We start from the raw sequence: 16,840 nt of genomic DNA, 5'->3' as shown, positions 1-16,840 counted from the left end.
CCGGGACTGACTGCTCAGGCCGTCGGCGCGAAGGCGCCCCTGCGGGTGGCGTACTCCGCGAGACCCTCGGTCGTGTCGCCCGCCCAGCCGACGTAGCCGTCGGGACGGATCAGGAAGAGGCCGGGACCGTACGACGCGGGGGCGGCCGGCAGGGAACGGAGGCCGGAGGCGGCGCGCGGTGCGGTGGCGCCCAGCAGGGTCCAGTGCGGGCCGCGGAAGGCATCGAAGAGGCGTACGCCGTCCACCGTGCCGTCGGGTGCCCGGTCCCCCGCCCGTACCTCGCCCGGGTGGGCGCGGGTCTCCTGGCTCAGGGACGACGCGCGGTACTCCAGGCCCAGTTGGACCGTGGCTCTGCCGCGCCGGACCTCGCCGCGGTGCACGGCCGTCGACAGGTCCAGCATCTCCGCGGCGACCGCCCGCCGTTCCTCCTCGTACGTGTCGAGCAGGGACTCGGGCGCCGCGCCCCGCAGGACCGCGCCCAGCTTCCAGCCCAGGTTGTAGGCGTCCTGGACGCTGGTGTTCAGGCCCTGTCCGCCGGCCGGTGAGTGGATGTGCGCGGCGTCGCCCGCGAGGAAGACGCGGCCCGCCCGGAACCGGTCGGCCAGGCCGGTGCGCGGACGGAAGTCGGAGGCCCAGCGCAGTCCCGTGACGGCCTCGGCGCCCAGGTGGGTGTACGTGGCGACCAGTGCGCGGATGCCCTCCAGGGACAGGTCGGGTGTGGTGCCGCCGGCGTGCCGGGCCTGCAGCTGGAAGTCGTCGGTGCCGGCCAGCGGGCACAGGGCGACGCCGCTGCCGTCGTCGCGGGGGAACATGTGCCAGTGGTCCCGGTCCAGGCCCCGCAGCCGGATGTCCGCGACCAGGTTCGGGGCGGGGTCGACGGTGTCCCCGCTCATGGCGACGCCGAGCGCTTCGCGGATCACCGAGCGTCCCCCGTCGGCCGCGACGAGACAGCGCGCACGGAGGGTCGTACCGTCGCCGAGGCGCGCGGTGACTCCGGATGCGTCCTGGTCGACGGCCACCACCTCGCAACCGAAGGCGACCTGCCCGCCCAGCTCGGTGAGACGCGCGTGCAGCACCTCCTGGGTGCGCCACTGCGCGACCATCCACGGCTCGGTCCAGGGCGTGCCCTCGTCCGGCTCGAACTTCTCGAACATCTGCTGTTCGCCGACCCGTTCGCCCTCCTTCCAGATCATCTGTGCCGGATAGGGGCCGCCCGCCGCGCGGATCGCCTCCAGTACGCCGAGGTCGTGGAAGACCTCCTGGGTGCGCGGCTGGAGGCCCTTGCCGCGCGAGCCGGGGAACAGCCGGTCGGCCCGCTCGACGACCAGCGCCTCCACTCCGCGCCGCGCGAGGTCGATCCCCAGCGCCAGGCCCGTCGGGCCCGCGCCCACGATCAGGACATCCATCACTTCTCTCCTTAACGCAGTTAAGTTCTGCCGCCTCCGAGCCTGCCCTTATCACTGTTAAGCTGTCAAGCGTGAGTACGGAACGACGCGCCCCCCTCGACCGCGAGCGGGTGGCGGACACCGCGCTGCGGCTGCTGAACGAGGTCGGTCTGGACGGGCTGTCGCTGCGCGTCATCGCCCGCGAGCTGGACGTCAAGGCACCCGCGCTGTACTGGCACTTCAAGGACAAGCAGGCACTGCTGGACGAGATGGCGACGCAGATGTACCGGCGGATGGCCGCCGGCGTCGCATTCGACCCCGCCGACACCTGGCAGGAACGGCTGCTGAAGACCAACCGGGGCCTGCGCACCGCCCTGCTCGGCTACCGCGACGGCGCCAGGGTCTTCAGCGGCACCCGCTTCACCGGCACCGCCCACGCCCCCGCCCTGGAGGCCAACCTGCGGCTGCTGACGGGCGCCGGATTCACCCTCGCCCAGGCCACCGACGCGGGCCGCACGGCGAACGCCTTCACCCTCGGGTTCGTCATCGAGGAGCAGGGCATGCGGCCCTTCCGGGGGGAGGCACGCCAGGACCTCGACATCGGCGAACGCGCCCGCCTGCTGGCCGAGTTCCCGCTCGCCGCGGCGGTCGGCGAGCTCCTCTTCGACGACTACGACCGCCAGTTCGAGGAGGGGCTGGCGCTCGTGCTGGCGGGGATCGCGGCGCGGTACGGCATCGACTGACGGGACCCTTGTCCAGGCAGGGCTTCCCCGCTTGGCACCAACTAGGTACCATCGCCGTATGCCATCACTGAACGTGTCCTTCTCCGAGGAGGAGATGGAGGGTGTCCGGGCCGCCGCCGCCGCGGAGGGCAAGAGCCTGAAGGCCTACCTCCATGATCTCGGCGTGCGCGAGATGCACCGCAAGCGCTTCGTCGCGGGTGCCACCGCCTGGGCCGACCGGCTCCGGGGCGAGTTCGACGAAGCGTTCCCCGACGAGGTGCCGCCCGCCGGGCGCGGCCACGGGGCCGCGGCCGCCTGATGGTCCTGCACATCGACGTCTCCTGGCTGCTCGACGTCCAGGAGGCCGCCCTCGGGCACAAAGACGTCACGGTGACCGACTACTCCGCACTGGTGGCGGCCGTGGCACGGCACCGGACCCGGATGCCGACCCTGGAGGCGTCCGACCCGGACGCCGCATGGCGCGCGGCCGCGCTGCTGCACACGATCGTGCGGCTGGAGCCGCTGCCGCACCGCAACAGCCTGTTCGCCGCGTTCGTCGCCGCCCAGTACATGGACCAGTCCGGCGAGGGCGTCGACCCGCCCTACGGCGGCCTGTCCGACCTGGTCCGCAAGGTCCGGGACACCCGCCTGAGCGTCTACGCCGTGGCCGAGGCCCTGCGCGCCTGGCGGATCTGAGAGCGCGAGCCCCCGGGGCACGTGGTCACCAGGGCACGGGGGTGCCGTCCCAGGAGAAGAAGCCCCCCGTGGCACCGTCGTCCGGCAGCAGGGCCAGCCGTACGGCACCCCGCGCGGCCTCGGCCGGATCGCCGCCCTGGGTGGCCGCCCGGTCGTTGAGGTCGGTGGCCCGCAGCCCGGGGGCGAGCGCGTTGACCTTGAAGCCGTCGGCGGCGAGCGTCTGCCCGTAGAGGACGGTGAGGGCGTTCAGGGCGGCCTTGGACGACCGGTAGGCGGCCGCGCCCCCGCTCCCCGGGGCGAACTGCGGGTTGGGGTGCGTGCTCCAGGTCAGCGACGCCGTGCCGCTGGAGACGTTCACGATGGGCGGGCGCGGGGAGCGGCGCAGGGCGGGCAGGAAGGCGTTGGTCACCGCCGCCACCCCGAACACGTTGGTCTCGTACGTCCGCCGGAACTCCTCGACCCCGGTGTTTTCGGGCAGCGCGAGCGACGGGGAGATGCCGGCGTTGTTGACCAGCACATCCAGACGGTCCACCCCGGCCGCGGCCCGCGCGATCCCCTCGGGATCCGTCACTTCAAGGACCAGCGGCCGGGCCCCGTCCCCGATCTCCTCGGCGGCCCGCCGCCCCCGCCCGGCGTCACGCGAGCCGACGTACACGGTGAAGCCCTCGGCGACGAGCAACCGTGCGATGTGCTTGCCGATGCCCTTGTTGGCACCGGTCACCAGAGCAGTGTGATCGTTCATGCCCCCACGGTCCCCCGCGGAGGGGCCCCTCGCCAGGGTGAGGTTGTACCAGGCTGAGCGGGCGGGCCGCCGTCGGACGGCCTGAGGGGGGCGGCCGGCCGTGCTGCCGTGCCGCCAACGGCTCGTCTGTGGCTCGTTGTTACAAGACCCGGACAGAGCGTCGGTGAACGCCTGGTGCTGGGGTGTCGTCATTTCTGGTGGCTGCATCAACCGGCATGTAGCGCTTTTTCGGCACCAATGCCTCTACATCACGGAAAGGGTCATATCAATGATGATCTCGAAGCGGCGTTCCCTGCGCGTGGCCGTCGTCGGTGTTCTCGGTACCGCCTCCCTCGCCCTGGCGGGTACGGCCATGGCCGACGCCCCGGCGACGCAGAGCGCGGCTCCCGTCGCCGTCGCGCAGCACGCGCAGGCGGTGAAGGCCGGCATCACGGCCAAGCCGTCGGTGACCTCGGTGCGTGCCTGGCAGGAGTTCCGGGTCACGGGCAAGACCACCGGCATCAAGGCGGGCAGCAAGGTGACCCTTCAGCAGAAGCAGCACGGCAAGTGGGTCAGCCTGCCCGCGTCCACGCCCGTCTCGCGCACGGGTTCGTACTCGCTGCGCGTCAAGCTCGGGCTGAAGGGCAAGAACGAGCTGCGCATGGTCAACGGCCGTACTGACTCTCCGGTGTTCGACGTGACGGTCCGCTGAACCGCGAGTCGCCTTCCGCCGCGCGGCAGTGCCGGGGTGCGGTGGAAGGCGACCGTGGCCGGCGGAGGGGTCAGCTGCCGGTGAGGACCGAGTCGTCCTGGGGACGGGCGCCGGGCAACCGGTGGCGGGCCGCTATCAGCGCCGCGTCGATGTCACCGGTCCCCGTCGACACGCACAGGGTGTAGGCGACGTCCTGCATCCGCTGCCGTACCTGCGCGCTGCCCGCCTCCGAGGCCTGCAGGGCCGCGAGGGCTTCGTACTGGTCGATCAGATCCCGCAGCACCGCGGGGTGGGCCATCAACATCTGGAGCACTCCTTCCGGGCGGCCACTCGTCCCTGGCCGGCCGAGGCCCGATTACCCGGATAACCGCCCCGCATGCCCCAGGTGCCACGGGCGGGGGCGGACGCCTCGTTCAGCGCTCCCCGGCCGGGGGGTCGTAGATCCGCCGGACGCTGGAGCCCAGGCGGGTGATGTCGGCGCCGTAGACGTGCAGGGAGATCGCCTTGCTGTCGCCCCCGTTCCATACGCGGTGGATGTCGCCGGGAGGGGCGAAGCCGCAGACGCTGCCCTGTTCGTTGACGACTTCCCGGGTGGCGATGAGGCGGGAGGAGTCGGCGCCGGGGAGCAGTTCGTAGCGGCGTTCGTGCTCGCGGCCGGTGTGGACGCCGGTGACGCACCAGGAGACGTGGTCGTGGATCGAGGTGCGCTGGCCCGGCAGCCACACCAGGGCGACGATCGAGAAGCTGCCGTCGTCCTCGGCGTGCAGGACGTGCTGGCGGTAGTGCGTGGGGTCGCTTTCGCACTGCCGGGCCGTGAGCAGGTCGTCGGCGCCCAGGTGCGGTGCGAGACACTCGGCGACCGTGCGGGCCGTGCGCTCGGGTGGCAGACCGCGCCGGACGATCCGCTTCATCTCGTCGACGAAACGGCCGAGACGGGCGGTGACCTCGGCGCGCTCGGTGGGCGTGGAAGTGGTCATGACGGCAGCGTCCGGCGGGCAACGGCCGTACGTCCAACGACAGTTGCTTCGCAGTGCCCCAACCTCCGCTTATATATGGGCTGGTGGGCGGGGTGCGTCAGCAGCCGACGCGGCGTTCGGCGACGGCCTTGATGGTGTCGACGACCAGTGCGGTGGCCGGGACCCGCAGGTGCTCACGCAGCACGTACGCCGAGACGCGGCGGCGCGCGGCCGGCTGCAGGGCGCGGCCGGCGACGCGGTCGAGCCGGAGGAAGGACAGCACGAGCCCGGGCACCATGGCGACGCCCAGCCCTTCGGCGACCAGGGACTGCATGACCAGGCCGTCGTCGGTGGCGTAGGCGATGTCGGGCGCGAAGCCCAACTCGGCGCACTCGTGCAGGAAGTGGGTACGGCAGCGGGCGCAGCCGGCGATCCAGCGTTCCTCGGTGAAGTCGGCGAGGCGTACGGCGCGCCGCCGGGCCTGGGGGTGGCCGACCGGCATCAGGACGGTGAGCTGGTCCTCCAGGAGGGGGATCTCGACCACGTCGTCCGGCACGGGTTCGGGCGGGCCGGGGTAGGTGAAGGCGAGGGTGACGTCGCACTCGCCGCGCGCCAGGCGCCGTAGGGAGTCGGGCGGTTCGTCGTCGAGCAGGCTCACCGCTATCCCGGGGTGTTCGGCGGCGAGTTGGGCGAGGGTCTCGGGGACGAGGGTGGCGTTGGCACTGGGGAAGCCGCACACCCTGACCCGGCCGGCGCGCAGTCTGGTGATCGCGGTGACCTGTTCCTCGGCGACGGACAGACTGCCGAGGATGGCCTCGGCGTGCCGGGCCAGTGTCTCGCCGGCCTCCGTCAGCCGCATCCGCCGCCCGACCCGGACGAACAGCGGGCTGCCCACCATCCGTTCCAGCGCCTTCATCTGCTGCGTCACGGCCGGCTGCGTGTAGCCGAGCGCGGTGGCGGCCCCGGAGTAGGTGCCGGCGGTGACCACCGCGTGAAACGTCTTGATGTGCCGTGAATCGAACACGCGTCGAATCATAAGCAGAAGTTGGAGTGCGGTCCGGGGTGTGGCACGGATGTGACCGAGCGCTGGATCGGCCCCGCGGGTACTGGATCTGTGGTGCTGTGCACTCAAGTTGGCGGGCAGGTAGCCCTATAGGACTCGATCTGGGCTGATTCGCCGCTTCACGGAAATCTTCCGGGCCACGTTAACGTGTACGCCGACACCGGGTCCTCGACGCTCTTCAGGACCTGCTGATGTGCTGGACCGGTGCATGTATCTCCGACGAGAGCCGGCCGGCCGCGGGCCTGGCCCGAGTGGCATCGGCCCGGCCCTCGCGAGACGATGACATTCGAGCACTGCAACGCACTCACTGGGGGACTTGGCGCACTCATCACTGTGGAGCTGGCCATGATCAACGAACCCGCCTGTGGGCCGCAAAGCGACCCCGAGTTCTTCGACGCACTGAACAAGCTCTTCGAGCTGTACCCCGAAGCAGCCGACAAGTACGCGATCAAGTGCATGACCATGGAACTCGACATTCTGAAGATCGACTTCAGGAAGCAGGAAGGCGTCTCCCGCGTCGAAGACGGCCGCATCGTCACAGCGTACGTCGACCGGGACCCCACGCGCAGCGCCACCGATTGCTGTGGATGGTGGCATGGCGAGTGCATCCTGAAGTGTGACCCAACGCCTGAAATGTGACCCCGGCCAAGCGTTGTCCTGTACTTCGAGGCAATGGGCAGCAGGTCACCGCCATCGGACAGTCTTCAAAAGCGCGATGCCGTGGCGCTTGACTCAACGGAGCCGCCCGGCCCGCCGCCGCAACGTAAGTGCTCGACGCCAGCGTCGTCCCGGCAGAGGCCTCTCCGCCCCCTGACTCGACGTGCCTCGGCCGTCACGACGCCGTCGTACCCGTCTCGTCTTCTGCCCGGTTCGCCTCGTCCACCGTCAGGGCCACGGCTGCCCGGGCTCACCGTAGCGCGAGGGCCGCCTGCCCGCCGCCCGCCGTCATCAGCAGGCCGACCACCGTGAAACTGGAGTCGATCGGGCCGAACGTGCACTCCGGCCACCTCGGTGGACTGCCCGTGCAGCACCGTGCCGGCCGACCAAGCCGTTGCCCAGGGCCATCTCCAGCGTGCCGTACTTGCAGGACGCGGCGTCGAGGTTCTGCGTCACGAAGAAGACGTTGAGCGAGTTCAGCGCATCCGCGCCGACAGTGGCCAGCCCGACGCTCACCAGCAGCGCGACGACCATCCGGCTGCGCGTCCCGAGCAGCAGCCCGGCGTTGAACTCGCCCGCCACGCCCCGCCCTGCCAACGCGCTCGCCACAAAACTCCGCCCATTTTCCGTCGGCGCGGCCAATTCCTGGATCGGCTGCGAACGAAACTAGGAACGAGAGCGCGTTGAGCAGCAGCGCCCAGCGGACCCACGACCGCGAGCAGCAGCGGCGCGGCCAGCGGCGGACCGCGATGGTGGCGATGGCCTACGTGGCTTGGCCCATCCCGTGCGCGCGCTCCGCGGGTTCGACCAGCTCGTCGATCAGGGAGAACCGGGCCGGATTGAAGAACTGCGCGGCGCCGGTGGCCGAAATCCCCGTGGTGTACACCGTGCCGAGCACCACGCCGCCGGGCAGGGTCCCCGGACGACAGGAAGGCCGCAGCGGTGAGTGCGCCGTCAACACGGAGCACCAGGTCGGCACCCATCACGGTGCGCCGCCGGTCCCAGCGGTCGACGAACACCCAGGCGGGTGGCCCGGCCAGCACCACGGGTGCCGATCCACAGCGCGAGGGTGGTTCTGACGACGAAGTTCCCTGTCTCGGACACGAGTTGACCGACCCGCGTCCGGTGTGTCACGTGCTGGATGCCGCTGGGCGGTCGTCGGTTCACCTCGGCTTCGTGTGCGGCTGGTGACGTGGCTGCCGTTGGAACCGCAGTTCGCTCGTCGCGTCACAAGGAGTCGTAGTCATGCCCCGATCCACGTCCCGGAACCGGTCTGTGCCCCGGCCTCGCTCTGTGCCCCGGTCCGCCCGTCGTCGTCTCACGCCGGCCGTCGCCGTGGTCGCCGCCACCGCTGCCGTCGTGGCCGTCACCAGCGCGGCCGGTGCCTTCGACGGCCGTCAGCAGGCGGCCGGTGCGATCCGGGGCGGGAAGGCCAAGAACGTCATCCTGCTCATCGGGGACGGCATGGGCGACTCGGAGATCACGCTCGCCCGGGACTACACGGTCGGCGCCAACGGCCGTCTGGACATGGACCGTTTCCCGCTCACCGGCGAGTACACGACCTACGCGGTCCACGCCGACGGCACCCCGGACTACGTCACCGACTCCGCCGCCAGCGGCACTGGTTGGGCCACCGGCGTGAAGACGGTCAACGGCCGCATCTCCAAGACCCCCGGCAGCGACAAGCCCGTGCGCACCCTGCTGGAGCTGGCCCAGCGGAACGGGTACGCCACCGGCAGCGTCACCACCGCCGAACTGACCGACGCCACCCCGGCGGTGCTCGCCTCGCACGTCACCGACCGTTCCTGCCAGGGCCCGGCCGACATGGCCAAGTGCCCCTCCGACACGCTCGCGAGCGGCGGCCCCGGCTCCGTCGCCGAGCAGTCCGTCAACCACAAGGTCGACGTCCTGTTCGGCGGCGGCAAGCAGCGCTTCGACCAGCGGGTCACCGACGGCCGGTTCAAGGGCCGTACCGTCACCGAGCAGGCCCGCTCGCTCGGCTACCAGGTCGTCACCGACGACGCCGGGATGAAGGCCGCCGAGCCGGGCAAGCCCGTACTGGGCCTGTTCGCCCCGGGCAACGTGCCCGTCGAGTGGACCGGCAAGCCGGCCGCGACCGGCGGCACCGCCCCGCAGCGCTGCGTCACCTCCAACCCGAACCGTCCCTCGACGACACCGAGCCTCGCGGACTCCGCGGCCAAGGCCATCCAGCTGCTGGAGGCCAAGCAGCGGCGGCACCACTCCCGGCAGGGCTTCTTCCTGCAGATCGAGGGCGCGTCGATCGACAAGCAGGACCACGCCGCCGACCCGTGCGGCCAGATCGGCGAGACGGCGGCCTTCGACCGCGCGGTGAAGGTGGCCCGCGCCTACGCGGCCAAGCACCCCGACACCCTCGTCGTCACCACCGCCGACCACGGTCACACCAGCCAGATCGTCCCGCTGGAAGCGACCCCGCCCGGCCTGTCCTCCACGCTCGTCACCGACGAGGGACAGCAGCTGAAGGTCAACTACTCGACCAACACCCCGGGCCAGTCCCAGGAGCACACCGGCACAGAGGTGCGCATCGCCGCGCAGGGCCCGCTGGCGTACCGCGTCCTCGGCGTCACCGACCAGACCGACCTGTTCACCACGATCCGCGAGGCGCTGCGCCTGCGCTGAAGCACGACGGCCCCTGCCCGCTCAGTGCGGTGCCGGGCCGGCGATCTCCTGCGTGCCCACGACCGCGAGCAGCTCCAGCAGGGCCGCGCTGTCCGTGCCGACCGCCGGGGTGAACCACAGCAGGCGCTGCCGGCCGTCCTCGCTGAACAGGTTGAGGCAGTTGACCTCGATCACGCCCAGCGTGGGATGGTCGATGCGCTTGCGGTCGTCCCGGCGGAACGCCACCTCGTGGTCGGCCCACAGGGCCGCGAACTCAGGGGACAGCGCCAGCAGGGAGCGGATCATCGGCCGGGCCTCGGTGTCCGTCGCGTCCCGCCGGGCCACGGCCGCGCGCAGATCGGCGACGAAGGCCCGCGACTGGGTCTCGTGCTCCGCCTCCGGGTACAGCTGCCGGGCCTCGGGCTCGGTGAACCAGCGGTGCACGAAGCTGGCCCGGGGCCCGCGGAACCCGCACTGGTCGCCGAGCAGCGCCACGGCCAGGGGATTCTGTACGAGGGTGACGTGCAGGTCGGTGATGACCTGCGCCGGTGTCGAGGTGAGCCGGTGGAGCAGGTCCAGCATGCCGGGGTGCACGTGCGAGGCGGCTCCGCCCTGTACGGGCACCGGCCGGCCGGCCAGGTGGAAGAGGTGGTCGCGTTCGTCGCCGGACAGGCGCAGCGCCCGGGCCAGAGCGGCGATCATCTGTTCGGACGGCTGGGATCCGGCGCCGCGCTCCAGCTCGTTGTAGTAGTCCACCGACGCCCCGGCGAGCTGGGCGACCTCCTCCCGGCGCAGCCCGGGGACGCGGCGGCGCGGGCCGGTGGGGAGGCCGACGTCGGCGGGCCTGACGCGTTCACGCCGTGAACGCAGGAAGGCCCCCAGCTCGGTGTATTTCGCAGCACCCATGGTTCTCATTGTGGGCTCGGCCGGGCCGCCGACCCAGGGGATGACATCCCCTGGTTCCGCCGGTGGGCACGGTTCATCGTGGAGGACATGAACGCAACATCATCCACGAATCAGGAGCCGGGCCGGCGGGTCGCCGTCGTCACCGGCGGGTCACGCGGCATCGGCCGCGCCGTCAGCCTGAGGCTCGCGCAGGACGGCCTGGCCGTCGTCGTGAACTACGCGCACGGCACGGCGGCCGCCGAGGAGACCGTGAAGACGATCACCGCCGGGGGCGGCCGGGCGATCGCGGTCCAGGCCGACGTCGCGGACGAGCACGCCGTCGCCGCGCTGTTCGACCGGGCCGAGGAGGAGTTCGGCGGGGTCGACGTCGTCGTCAACGCGGCGGGCCGGATGGCGCTGTCCACCGTCGCCGACCTCGACCTGGCGGAGCTGGACGCCATGCACCGCACCAACATCCGGGGCACCTTCGTCACCGCCCAGCAGGCCGCGCGGCGGCTGCGCGCGGGCGGCTCGTACGTGGCGTTCTCGACGTCCGTCGTCGGCCTGCAGTTCCCCACCTACGGCGCGTACGCGGCGAGCAAGGGCGCCGTGGAGGCGATGACGCTGATCCTCGCCCGCGAGCTGCGCGGCCGGGACATCACCGTGAACGCCGTCGCGCCCGGGCCGACGGCCACGGACCTGTTCCTGCGGGGCAAGTCCGACGACGAGATCGACCGGCTCGCCAAGATTCCGCCGCTGGAGCGGCTGGGCACGCCCGAGGACATCGCCCGGGTCGTGGCCTTCCTCGCCGGCCCGGAGGGACACTGGGTGAACGGCCAGGTACTGCGCGCCAACGGGGGCATCGCATGACCTCGCAGCCGTACGTCGTGGTCGTCACCGGCGCCTCCAGCGGCTTCGGGAACCTCACGGCGCGCGCCCTCGCGCGGGCCGGTCACACCGTGTACGCCGGGATGCGCGCGACGGCGGGCCGCAACGCACCCGCCGTGGCCGCGCTGGCCGAGGCCGCCGAGTTGCACGGTGTGCGGCTGTCGGCCGTCGAGATGGACGTCCAGGACCAGGCCTCGGTCGACCAGGCGATCGACCACGTCCTGACCGAGCAGGGGCGGGTCGACGTCGTGGTGCACTACGCCGGTCACATGGTTCTCGGACCCGCCGAGGCGTTCACCGTCGATCAGCTCGCCGACGTCTACGACATCAACGTGCTGTCGACGCAGCGTGTGAACCGCGCCGTGGTGCCGGTCATGCGCCGCCAGGGGCGCGGGCTGCTGCTGTGGGTCGGCTCCTCGTCGACGCGCGGCGGTCATCCGCCGTTCCTGGGGCCCTACTTCGCCGCCAAGGCCGCGATGGACGCCCTCGCCGAGAGCTACGCCGCCGAGCTGGTCAAGTTCGGCATCGAGACCAGCCTCGTCATCCCCGGCGCCTACCCGAGCGGCACCAACCACTTCGCCCACGCGGGCGCGCCCGGCGACACGTCGCGTGCCGCCGAGTACGACGAGCCGTACGGCAGTCTCAGGGACGCGATGGCCGAGACGCTGAGCGGGATCTTCCCGCCCGGCCGCGAGGTCGGCGAGGTGGCCGACGAGATCGTCCGCGTCGTGTCGCTCCCCCACGGCGAGCGCCCGTTGCGCACCCACGTCGACCCCAGCCGCGACGGCAGCGAGGTCGTCTCCGCGGTGTACGACCGCGTCCGCGCCGAGTTCTTCCACCGCGTCGGCATCGGCGAACTGCTCACCGCGAACGCCGCCCTCTGACAGGAGAACAACCATGCCTTTCGCCAACTTCAAGGTCCCCGCGGGCACCCTCACGGCCGACGACAAGAGGAAGATCGTCGAGCGCACCACCGACCTGTACGCCGAGATCTACGGCGAGCGGGCCCGCCCCACCACCGTCGTCCTCGTCGACGAGGTCACCGACGGCGGCTGGGGCGTCGCCGGCCACGTCCTGACGGCGGCGATGCTGAACGGCACGGAGCCGCCCCCCGACCGGCCATGACCCGTTGCCCGGTCAAGGGGTACCCATCGCCCCGCCTCAGCCGCCGGCCGCCCGCCCCTCGCCCGACGTGGCCGGCGGCCGCCGGAACAACTCCGCCACCGCCGTGTTCACCACGACGACGACCGCCATGGCCACGGCGGCCACCGGATGCCCGACCCCGTACAGCGCGGCCGCCCCGCCACCCAGAACCGCCGCCTTGACGGCGAGCACCCCGGGCAGCGGCGGACGCCACCGCGCCCTCGGCGCGGCGAACAACCCCCACACCACCACGGCCAGCAGCGGTATCCCCACTCCCAGGAGGACGTGCCGGCCCACCCCGTCCCCGGCGGCGAACCCCCACCAGCCCAGACACGCCAGCGCGGCCAACTCCAGCAGAAACGCGAGCAGTTCGTTGACGCCGTACCAGAGCCGGACGACGGGTACGCCGACGCGGCCGGAGGGCGTCGGTGATTCGGGCGATGTCGGCATGAGGTCCTCTCGGTCGACCGGAACGCCCAGCATGCCGGGGCCACGCGTCGCGGGCCGCCCATTTTCCGCGACGGTCGCCCTGCACACCGTGAGAAGACAGCCAGGCCGGGTGGCGGACGGCGCGCCCCCACCCGGTCGGCCCTGTCAGGCCCCCGCGGGAACGAGAGCGGTGGCGGTCTCGTGGAGTTCGGCGACGAGGCTCGCCTTCTCCGTCCGGTAGCGGGCGACGGCGGCCAGTTTGACGTCCTCGTAGCCGCGGATGATGTCGGGGAGTTCGGCGAGGCGGCGTACGGCGGGGAGGTTCTCCTTGGTGAGGATCGTGAGGGCGTCGGTGAGTGAGGTTCGGTAGTCGTCGACGAGTGCGCGTTCGAGGCGGCGTACGGGGTGCATGCCGAACAGGTCGAGGCGGGTGCCGCGCAGGCGCCGCATGGCGCGCAGCGCCTTGAAGGCGGGGCCGGCGGTGCGGCCGAGGGCGATCTTCCGCTTCATGCCGAGGGCGCGCAGCGCCGGCGGGTGCAGCAGGTGGGTGCGCCGGCTGCCGCTGCCGAACGTGGCGTCGATCTCCGCGTCGACGGCCGGGTCGAGGGCGAGGCGGGCCACTTCGTACTCGTCCTTGTACGCCATAAGCTTGTACAGATGGCGGGCGACCGCCTCGGTCAGCTCGGTGGAGCCGGCGACGGCGGCGTCCTCGGCGTCCGCGACGGCCCGCACGAAGTCGGCGTAGACGCGGGCGTAGCGGGCGTCCTGGTAGCCGATGAGGTCGGCCACGCGGACGGTGAGGAGACGGTGCAGTTCGGAGTCGGTGGCATCGGTGACCCGGGCGACGAGTTCGGCGGTGCCCGCGGGCGGTTCCGGCAGCCGGGGCTCGGGAGCGGCGGTCGCGGCGCGCAGGGCGTCCGGGTCGGCCACGGCCTGGCGGCCGCGCCGGAAGGCCTGGATGTTGCGGTCGACGGCGACACCGTTGAGGGTGATGGCCTCCTCGACTGCCTCGGCGGGCATCGGCAGCAGCCCGGTCTGGTAGGCGGCGCCGACCAGCAGCATGTTGGCGTACTGCTCGTCGTCGAAGAGTTCGGTGGCCAGGGCGCCGGTGTCCAGGGCGATGAGCTGGCGTACGGCGCCGTCGACGGCGTTGCGCACGGCACCGGGCGCGGGGAAGCCGACCTCGGTGTCGACGACCATCTGCCCGGTCGGTATCTCGGTGGTGCTCATGACGGCGACCGTGCGGTCCGGGGCGGCGACGCGGAGGTACTTGGGGTCGGTGGCGACGAGCGGGTCGCAGGCGAGGTAGAGGTCGCAGCTCTGCTCGGTGATCTTCGCGCCCTGTTCGACGGCGTCCGGCGTGATCTTGATGTCGGAGACGACGGCGCCGCCCTTCTGGGCGAGGCCGGTCTGGTCGAGGGTGCGCACGTGGTGGCCGTCGATGACCGCGGCGGTCGCCAGCACCTGCGAGACGGTGACGATGCCGGTGCCGCCGATGCCGGTGATCCGCATACGGAAGGATCCCGTGGGGGCGGTGCTGCGGGCGGGGGCCGGGAGGTCCGTGGCGGCCAGGTCGGGGAGCGCGGCGCGGGCGGTGCGCCGGGGGCCGTCGGCCGGGACGACGGTCATGAACGCCGGGCAGTCGCCGTCGACGCAGGAGTAGTCCAGGTTGCAGGAGGTCTGGTCGATGCGGGTCTTGCGGCCGAACTCGGTGGAAGCGGGGTGCACGGAGAGGCAGTTGGACTTGCGGCCGCAGTCGCCGCAGCCCTCGCAGACGCGTTCGTTGATGAAGACGCGCTTGGCCGGGGTCTCGGCCTTGCCGCGCCTGCGGGCCCGCCGCTTCTCGGCGGCGCACTCCTGGTCGTGGATGAGGACGGTGACCCCGGGGGTGGCCTTCAGTTCGGCGAGGGCGTCCTCGATGCGGGACCGGTCCAGCACCCGTACGGCCCTGGGCAGCCGGGCCCTCGGGACGCGCGAGGTGTCCTCGCTGGTGATGATCACCTTGGCGACGCCCTCGTCCAGGAGGGTGGAGGCGAGCCGATCGACCGGAAGCGCGCCGACGGCGTCCTGGCCGCCGGTCATGGCGACCGTGCCGTTGTAGAGCACCTTGTAGGTGACGTTGACCCCGGCGGCGACGGCCGCCCGTACGGCGAGACTGCCCGAGTGCATGTAGGTGCCGTCGCCGATGTTCTGCACGAAGTGGTCGTCGTCGACGAAGGGTTCCATGCCGATCCACTGGGCGCCCTCGCCGCCCATCTGGGTCATGCCGACGACTGTGCCGACCTGTTCGGCGTCCATGAACACGACCATCGCGTGGCAGCCGATGCCGGCGCCGACGAGCGAGTCGCCGCCCGCGGTGGTGGAGGTGTTGTGCGGGCAGCCCGAGCAGTAGTAGGGGCTGCGGTTCAGCAGCGGCAGGGAGAGCGAGGCGCGGGGGCGGGGCCGGCGGCGCCATGCCTCGGCGGCCTCGACGCCGAGCGGGGCCAGCACCCTGGTCAGGCCGGTGGCCACGGCGTCCGCGTCGAGTTCCCCGGAACGGCTGAACAGGGTCCGACCGTCGGGGCCTTCCTTGCCGTGGACCGCGGGGGCGCCGGTCCGGCCGTAGAGGATCTCCTTGACGGCGGCTTCGAGGAACGGCCGCTTCTCCTCCACGACCAGCAGCTGGTCGAGCCCGTCCGCGAACTCGACGACGGCGTCGCGCTCCAGGGGGAAGACCATGCCGAGCTTGAGGATCCTGATGCCGTGCCGGGCGAGATCGTCGTCGGTGAGCCCGATGAGGCGGAGGGCCTCGCGGACGTCGAGGTAGGTCTTGCCGGAGGTGAGGATGCCGATACGGTCCGAAGGGCCGCGCTGGACCACCTGGTTGAGGCCGTGCAGCCGGGCGTACTCGATCGCGCGGGGCAGCCGGACGTCGTGCAGGCTGCGTTCCAGCGCCATGAGGTTGGCGCCCAGGAGCATCGCGCTCGGCGTGTGCGGGTTCGGTCCGGCGTCCCCGTCGGTGACCGGGTTCCGGCCGGGTCCGACGAGGGCGGTGGAGGTGCCGTCGGCGACCGCCGTGGTGATCTTCAAGCCGGCCCACAGGCCGCTGAACCGGGACAGGTACTGCGCGTGCAGGCCGTAGTCGAGGACGTCCTGCGCGTCGGCCGGGTACAGCGTCGGCATCGCGAGGTCCGCGAGGGTCGCCTCGCTGGCGCACGGCACGCTGGACGACTTCGCGCCCGGGTCGTCGCCGACGAGTGCCACGGCGCCGCCGGTCGGGCCGGTGCCGACCAGGTTGGCGTGACGCAGCGCGTCGGAGGCCCGGTCGAGGCCGGGCGACTTGGCGTACCAGATGCCGGTGACGCCGTCGTAGCGCGAGGTGCCCACCTGGCCCGCGAGTTGGCTGCCCATGACGGCGGTCGCGGCGAGTTCCTCGTTCAGGCCGGGCTTGAGGACGATGTCGTGCTCGCGCAGCAGCGCCTCGCGCCGGGCCAGCTCGATGTCGTAGCCGGCCAGGGGCGATCCCTCGTAGCCGGACACGAAGGTCCCGGTGCGCAGCCCCTGTTGGCGGTCGCGCGCGGCACGGTCCAGGAGGATGCGGACGAGTGCGTGGATGCCGGAGAGGTGAACCGTGCCTTCGGCGAGGCGGTAGCGGTCGTCCAGCCGCAGGTGCGGGCGCGGGCGCGGGCTCCCGTCCGCGTGCTGCTCGGTCTCGGTGACGGGTGGCGTCATCGCCCTCTCCCTGAACTCGGTGGCACGCAGGTCGTCTGTCATCCATGTCCCGCAGCAGCGGACCGGCCGCGCCGCCGGTCGCGCGCCCCGGCGGCGGCGCCGGCACGTCCCCGTCTCGTCTGCGGGCACGCCTCGTTCGCCGCGGCAGGACATCCGGACCGCGAGCCGGCCTGTGGCTACTGGATTGTGGGCTACTGGACTGTTGGGCCAGGAGTATGGGGTCGCCGGGGACCAG

General features: G+C 72.0%; 19 protein-coding genes. 9 read left to right on the top strand and 10 right to left on the bottom strand.

What is annotated here, in order from left to right:
• Positions 1–14 precede the first annotated feature (14 nt).
• The gene (locus DBP14_RS34360; RefSeq protein ID WP_129311519.1) at positions 15–1,406 is read right to left on the bottom strand and encodes an FAD-dependent monooxygenase; all 1,392 of its coding nucleotides are present in this window, start codon (positions 1,404–1,406) and stop codon (positions 15–17) included.
• Between the two features lie 71 nt (positions 1,407–1,477).
• On the opposite strand from DBP14_RS34360, the gene DBP14_RS34355 reads away from it, so the two are divergent.
• Genes DBP14_RS34355 through DBP14_RS34345 form a run of 3 tightly spaced genes read left to right on the top strand, consistent with a single transcriptional unit; the run spans position 1,478 to position 2,803 of the window.
• The gene (locus tag DBP14_RS34355; protein WP_129311518.1) at positions 1,478–2,128 is read left to right on the top strand and encodes a TetR/AcrR family transcriptional regulator C-terminal domain-containing protein; all 651 of its coding nucleotides are present in this window, start codon (positions 1,478–1,480) and stop codon (positions 2,126–2,128) included.
• A 58-nt stretch (positions 2,129–2,186) separates the two neighbouring features.
• Positions 2,187–2,426, top strand: coding sequence for a hypothetical protein (locus tag DBP14_RS34350; RefSeq protein ID WP_164992476.1), 240 nt, complete (start codon positions 2,187–2,189; stop codon positions 2,424–2,426).
• Complete coding sequence (locus DBP14_RS34345) at positions 2,426–2,803, top strand: toxin Doc (protein ID WP_129311517.1); 378 nt, start codon at positions 2,426–2,428, stop codon at positions 2,801–2,803. The genes DBP14_RS34350 and DBP14_RS34345 overlap by 1 nt, the downstream gene beginning before the upstream one ends.
• 25 nt (positions 2,804–2,828) lie before the next feature.
• On the opposite strand, the gene DBP14_RS34340 is transcribed toward DBP14_RS34345, so the two are convergent.
• The gene (locus DBP14_RS34340) at positions 2,829–3,545 is read right to left on the bottom strand and encodes an SDR family oxidoreductase (protein ID WP_129311516.1); all 717 of its coding nucleotides are present in this window, start codon (positions 3,543–3,545) and stop codon (positions 2,829–2,831) included.
• A gap of 268 nt (positions 3,546–3,813) precedes the next feature.
• Between DBP14_RS34340 and DBP14_RS34335 the strand changes: the two genes are divergently transcribed.
• Positions 3,814–4,236 carry a hypothetical protein gene (locus DBP14_RS34335; RefSeq protein ID WP_129311515.1) on the top strand — a complete coding sequence of 141 codons (423 nt, stop codon included), beginning with the start codon at positions 3,814–3,816 and terminating at the stop codon, positions 4,234–4,236.
• A gap of 70 nt (positions 4,237–4,306) precedes the next feature.
• Here DBP14_RS34335 and DBP14_RS34330 read toward each other — a convergent pair whose 3' ends face one another.
• From DBP14_RS34330 to DBP14_RS34320, 3 genes are all read right to left on the bottom strand, one after another.
• Entirely contained in the window at positions 4,307–4,540 is a 234-nt protein-coding gene (locus DBP14_RS34330) for a DUF5133 domain-containing protein (RefSeq protein ID WP_129311514.1), read from the bottom strand.
• 109 nt (positions 4,541–4,649) lie between these two features.
• A complete protein-coding gene (locus DBP14_RS34325) occupies positions 4,650–5,213 on the bottom strand; it encodes a cysteine dioxygenase family protein (RefSeq protein WP_129311513.1) in 564 nt (187 codons plus the stop codon).
• 97 nt (positions 5,214–5,310) lie between these two features.
• Positions 5,311–6,216 carry a LysR family transcriptional regulator gene (locus tag DBP14_RS34320; protein WP_129311512.1) on the bottom strand — a complete coding sequence of 302 codons (906 nt, stop codon included), beginning with the start codon at positions 6,214–6,216 and terminating at the stop codon, positions 5,311–5,313.
• A 384-nt stretch (positions 6,217–6,600) separates the two neighbouring features.
• Here DBP14_RS34320 and DBP14_RS34315 point away from each other — a divergent pair, with 384 nt between their 5' ends.
• The gene (locus tag DBP14_RS34315) at positions 6,601–6,894 is read left to right on the top strand and encodes a hypothetical protein (protein WP_129311511.1); all 294 of its coding nucleotides are present in this window, start codon (positions 6,601–6,603) and stop codon (positions 6,892–6,894) included.
• A gap of 309 nt (positions 6,895–7,203) precedes the next feature.
• Here DBP14_RS34315 and DBP14_RS34310 read toward each other — a convergent pair whose 3' ends face one another.
• Both DBP14_RS34310 and DBP14_RS36295 read right to left on the bottom strand, forming a co-directional pair.
• Positions 7,204–7,494, bottom strand: a complete 291-nt coding sequence (locus DBP14_RS34310) for a hypothetical protein (protein ID WP_129311510.1) — start codon at positions 7,492–7,494, stop codon at positions 7,204–7,206.
• Positions 7,495–7,675: 181 nt separating this feature from the next.
• Positions 7,676–7,813 (bottom strand): hypothetical protein, encoded by a 138-nt coding sequence (locus DBP14_RS36295; RefSeq protein ID WP_164992475.1) that lies wholly within the window; start codon positions 7,811–7,813, stop codon positions 7,676–7,678.
• 392 nt (positions 7,814–8,205) lie between these two features.
• Here DBP14_RS36295 and DBP14_RS34305 point away from each other — a divergent pair, with 392 nt between their 5' ends.
• Positions 8,206–9,570: an alkaline phosphatase gene (locus tag DBP14_RS34305; RefSeq protein WP_129311509.1), complete on the top strand. Its 1,365-nt coding sequence runs from the start codon at positions 8,206–8,208 to the stop codon at positions 9,568–9,570.
• Between the two features lie 21 nt (positions 9,571–9,591).
• On the opposite strand, the gene DBP14_RS34300 is transcribed toward DBP14_RS34305, so the two are convergent.
• On the bottom strand, positions 9,592–10,455 hold the full coding sequence (locus DBP14_RS34300) for a helix-turn-helix transcriptional regulator (protein ID WP_129311508.1): 864 nt from the start codon (positions 10,453–10,455) through the stop codon (positions 9,592–9,594).
• An 87-nt stretch (positions 10,456–10,542) separates the two neighbouring features.
• On the opposite strand from DBP14_RS34300, the gene DBP14_RS34295 reads away from it, so the two are divergent.
• The 3 genes from DBP14_RS34295 to DBP14_RS34285 are packed head-to-tail and all read left to right on the top strand — an operon-like array spanning position 10,543 to position 12,447.
• A complete protein-coding gene (locus DBP14_RS34295; protein ID WP_129311507.1) occupies positions 10,543–11,304 on the top strand; it encodes an SDR family oxidoreductase in 762 nt (253 codons plus the stop codon).
• Positions 11,301–12,206 carry an SDR family NAD(P)-dependent oxidoreductase gene (locus DBP14_RS34290; protein WP_129311506.1) on the top strand — a complete coding sequence of 302 codons (906 nt, stop codon included), beginning with the start codon at positions 11,301–11,303 and terminating at the stop codon, positions 12,204–12,206. Before DBP14_RS34295 ends, DBP14_RS34290 begins: the two co-directional genes overlap by 4 nt.
• A 13-nt stretch (positions 12,207–12,219) precedes the next feature.
• Positions 12,220–12,447, top strand: coding sequence for a 4-oxalocrotonate tautomerase family protein (locus DBP14_RS34285; RefSeq protein ID WP_129311505.1), 228 nt, complete (start codon positions 12,220–12,222; stop codon positions 12,445–12,447).
• Between the two features lie 36 nt (positions 12,448–12,483).
• On the opposite strand, the gene DBP14_RS34280 is transcribed toward DBP14_RS34285, so the two are convergent.
• Positions 12,484–12,915 (bottom strand): YrdB family protein, encoded by a 432-nt coding sequence (locus DBP14_RS34280; RefSeq protein ID WP_129311504.1) that lies wholly within the window; start codon positions 12,913–12,915, stop codon positions 12,484–12,486.
• 144 nt (positions 12,916–13,059) lie between these two features.
• Positions 13,060–16,605, bottom strand: a complete 3,546-nt coding sequence (locus tag DBP14_RS34275; RefSeq protein WP_129311503.1) for an indolepyruvate ferredoxin oxidoreductase family protein — start codon at positions 16,603–16,605, stop codon at positions 13,060–13,062.
• Between the last annotated feature and the right edge of the window lie 235 nt (positions 16,606–16,840).

Origin of the sequence: Streptomyces sp. L2 (assembly GCF_004124325.1) — a bacterium.
GTDB lineage: Bacteria > Actinomycetota > Actinomycetes > Streptomycetales > Streptomycetaceae > Streptomyces.
The sequence above is the reverse complement of the archived record's forward strand: the minus strand, read 5'-3'. Positions and strand labels throughout refer to the sequence as shown.

Bases quoted from the DNA above. Each gene is read 5' to 3' on its own strand.
- DBP14_RS34315 (WP_129311511.1), top strand. From the start codon at position 6,601: ATGATCAACGAACCCGCCTGTGGGCCGCAAAGCGACCCCGAGTTCTTC.
- DBP14_RS34295 (WP_129311507.1), top strand. From the start codon at position 10,543: ATGAACGCAACATCATCCACGAATCAGGAGCCGGGCCGGCGGGTCGCC.
- DBP14_RS34330 (WP_129311514.1), bottom strand. From the start codon at position 4,540: ATGTTGATGGCCCACCCCGCGGTGCTGCGGGATCTGATCGACCAGTAC.
- DBP14_RS34280 (WP_129311504.1), bottom strand. From the start codon at position 12,915: ATGCCGACATCGCCCGAATCACCGACGCCCTCCGGCCGCGTCGGCGTA.
- DBP14_RS34290 (WP_129311506.1), top strand. From the start codon at position 11,301: ATGACCTCGCAGCCGTACGTCGTGGTCGTCACCGGCGCCTCCAGCGGC.
- DBP14_RS34350 (WP_164992476.1), top strand. From the start codon at position 2,187: ATGCCATCACTGAACGTGTCCTTCTCCGAGGAGGAGATGGAGGGTGTC.
- DBP14_RS34360 (WP_129311519.1), bottom strand. From the start codon at position 1,406: ATGGATGTCCTGATCGTGGGCGCGGGCCCGACGGGCCTGGCGCTGGGG.
- DBP14_RS34340 (WP_129311516.1), bottom strand. From the start codon at position 3,545: ATGAACGATCACACTGCTCTGGTGACCGGTGCCAACAAGGGCATCGGC.
- DBP14_RS34275 (WP_129311503.1), bottom strand. From the start codon at position 16,605: ATGACGCCACCCGTCACCGAGACCGAGCAGCACGCGGACGGGAGCCCG.
- DBP14_RS34345 (WP_129311517.1), top strand. From the start codon at position 2,426: ATGGTCCTGCACATCGACGTCTCCTGGCTGCTCGACGTCCAGGAGGCC.
- DBP14_RS34335 (WP_129311515.1), top strand. From the start codon at position 3,814: ATGATGATCTCGAAGCGGCGTTCCCTGCGCGTGGCCGTCGTCGGTGTT.
- DBP14_RS34300 (WP_129311508.1), bottom strand. From the start codon at position 10,455: ATGGGTGCTGCGAAATACACCGAGCTGGGGGCCTTCCTGCGTTCACGG.
- DBP14_RS34285 (WP_129311505.1), top strand. From the start codon at position 12,220: ATGCCTTTCGCCAACTTCAAGGTCCCCGCGGGCACCCTCACGGCCGAC.
- DBP14_RS34325 (WP_129311513.1), bottom strand. From the start codon at position 5,213: ATGACCACTTCCACGCCCACCGAGCGCGCCGAGGTCACCGCCCGTCTC.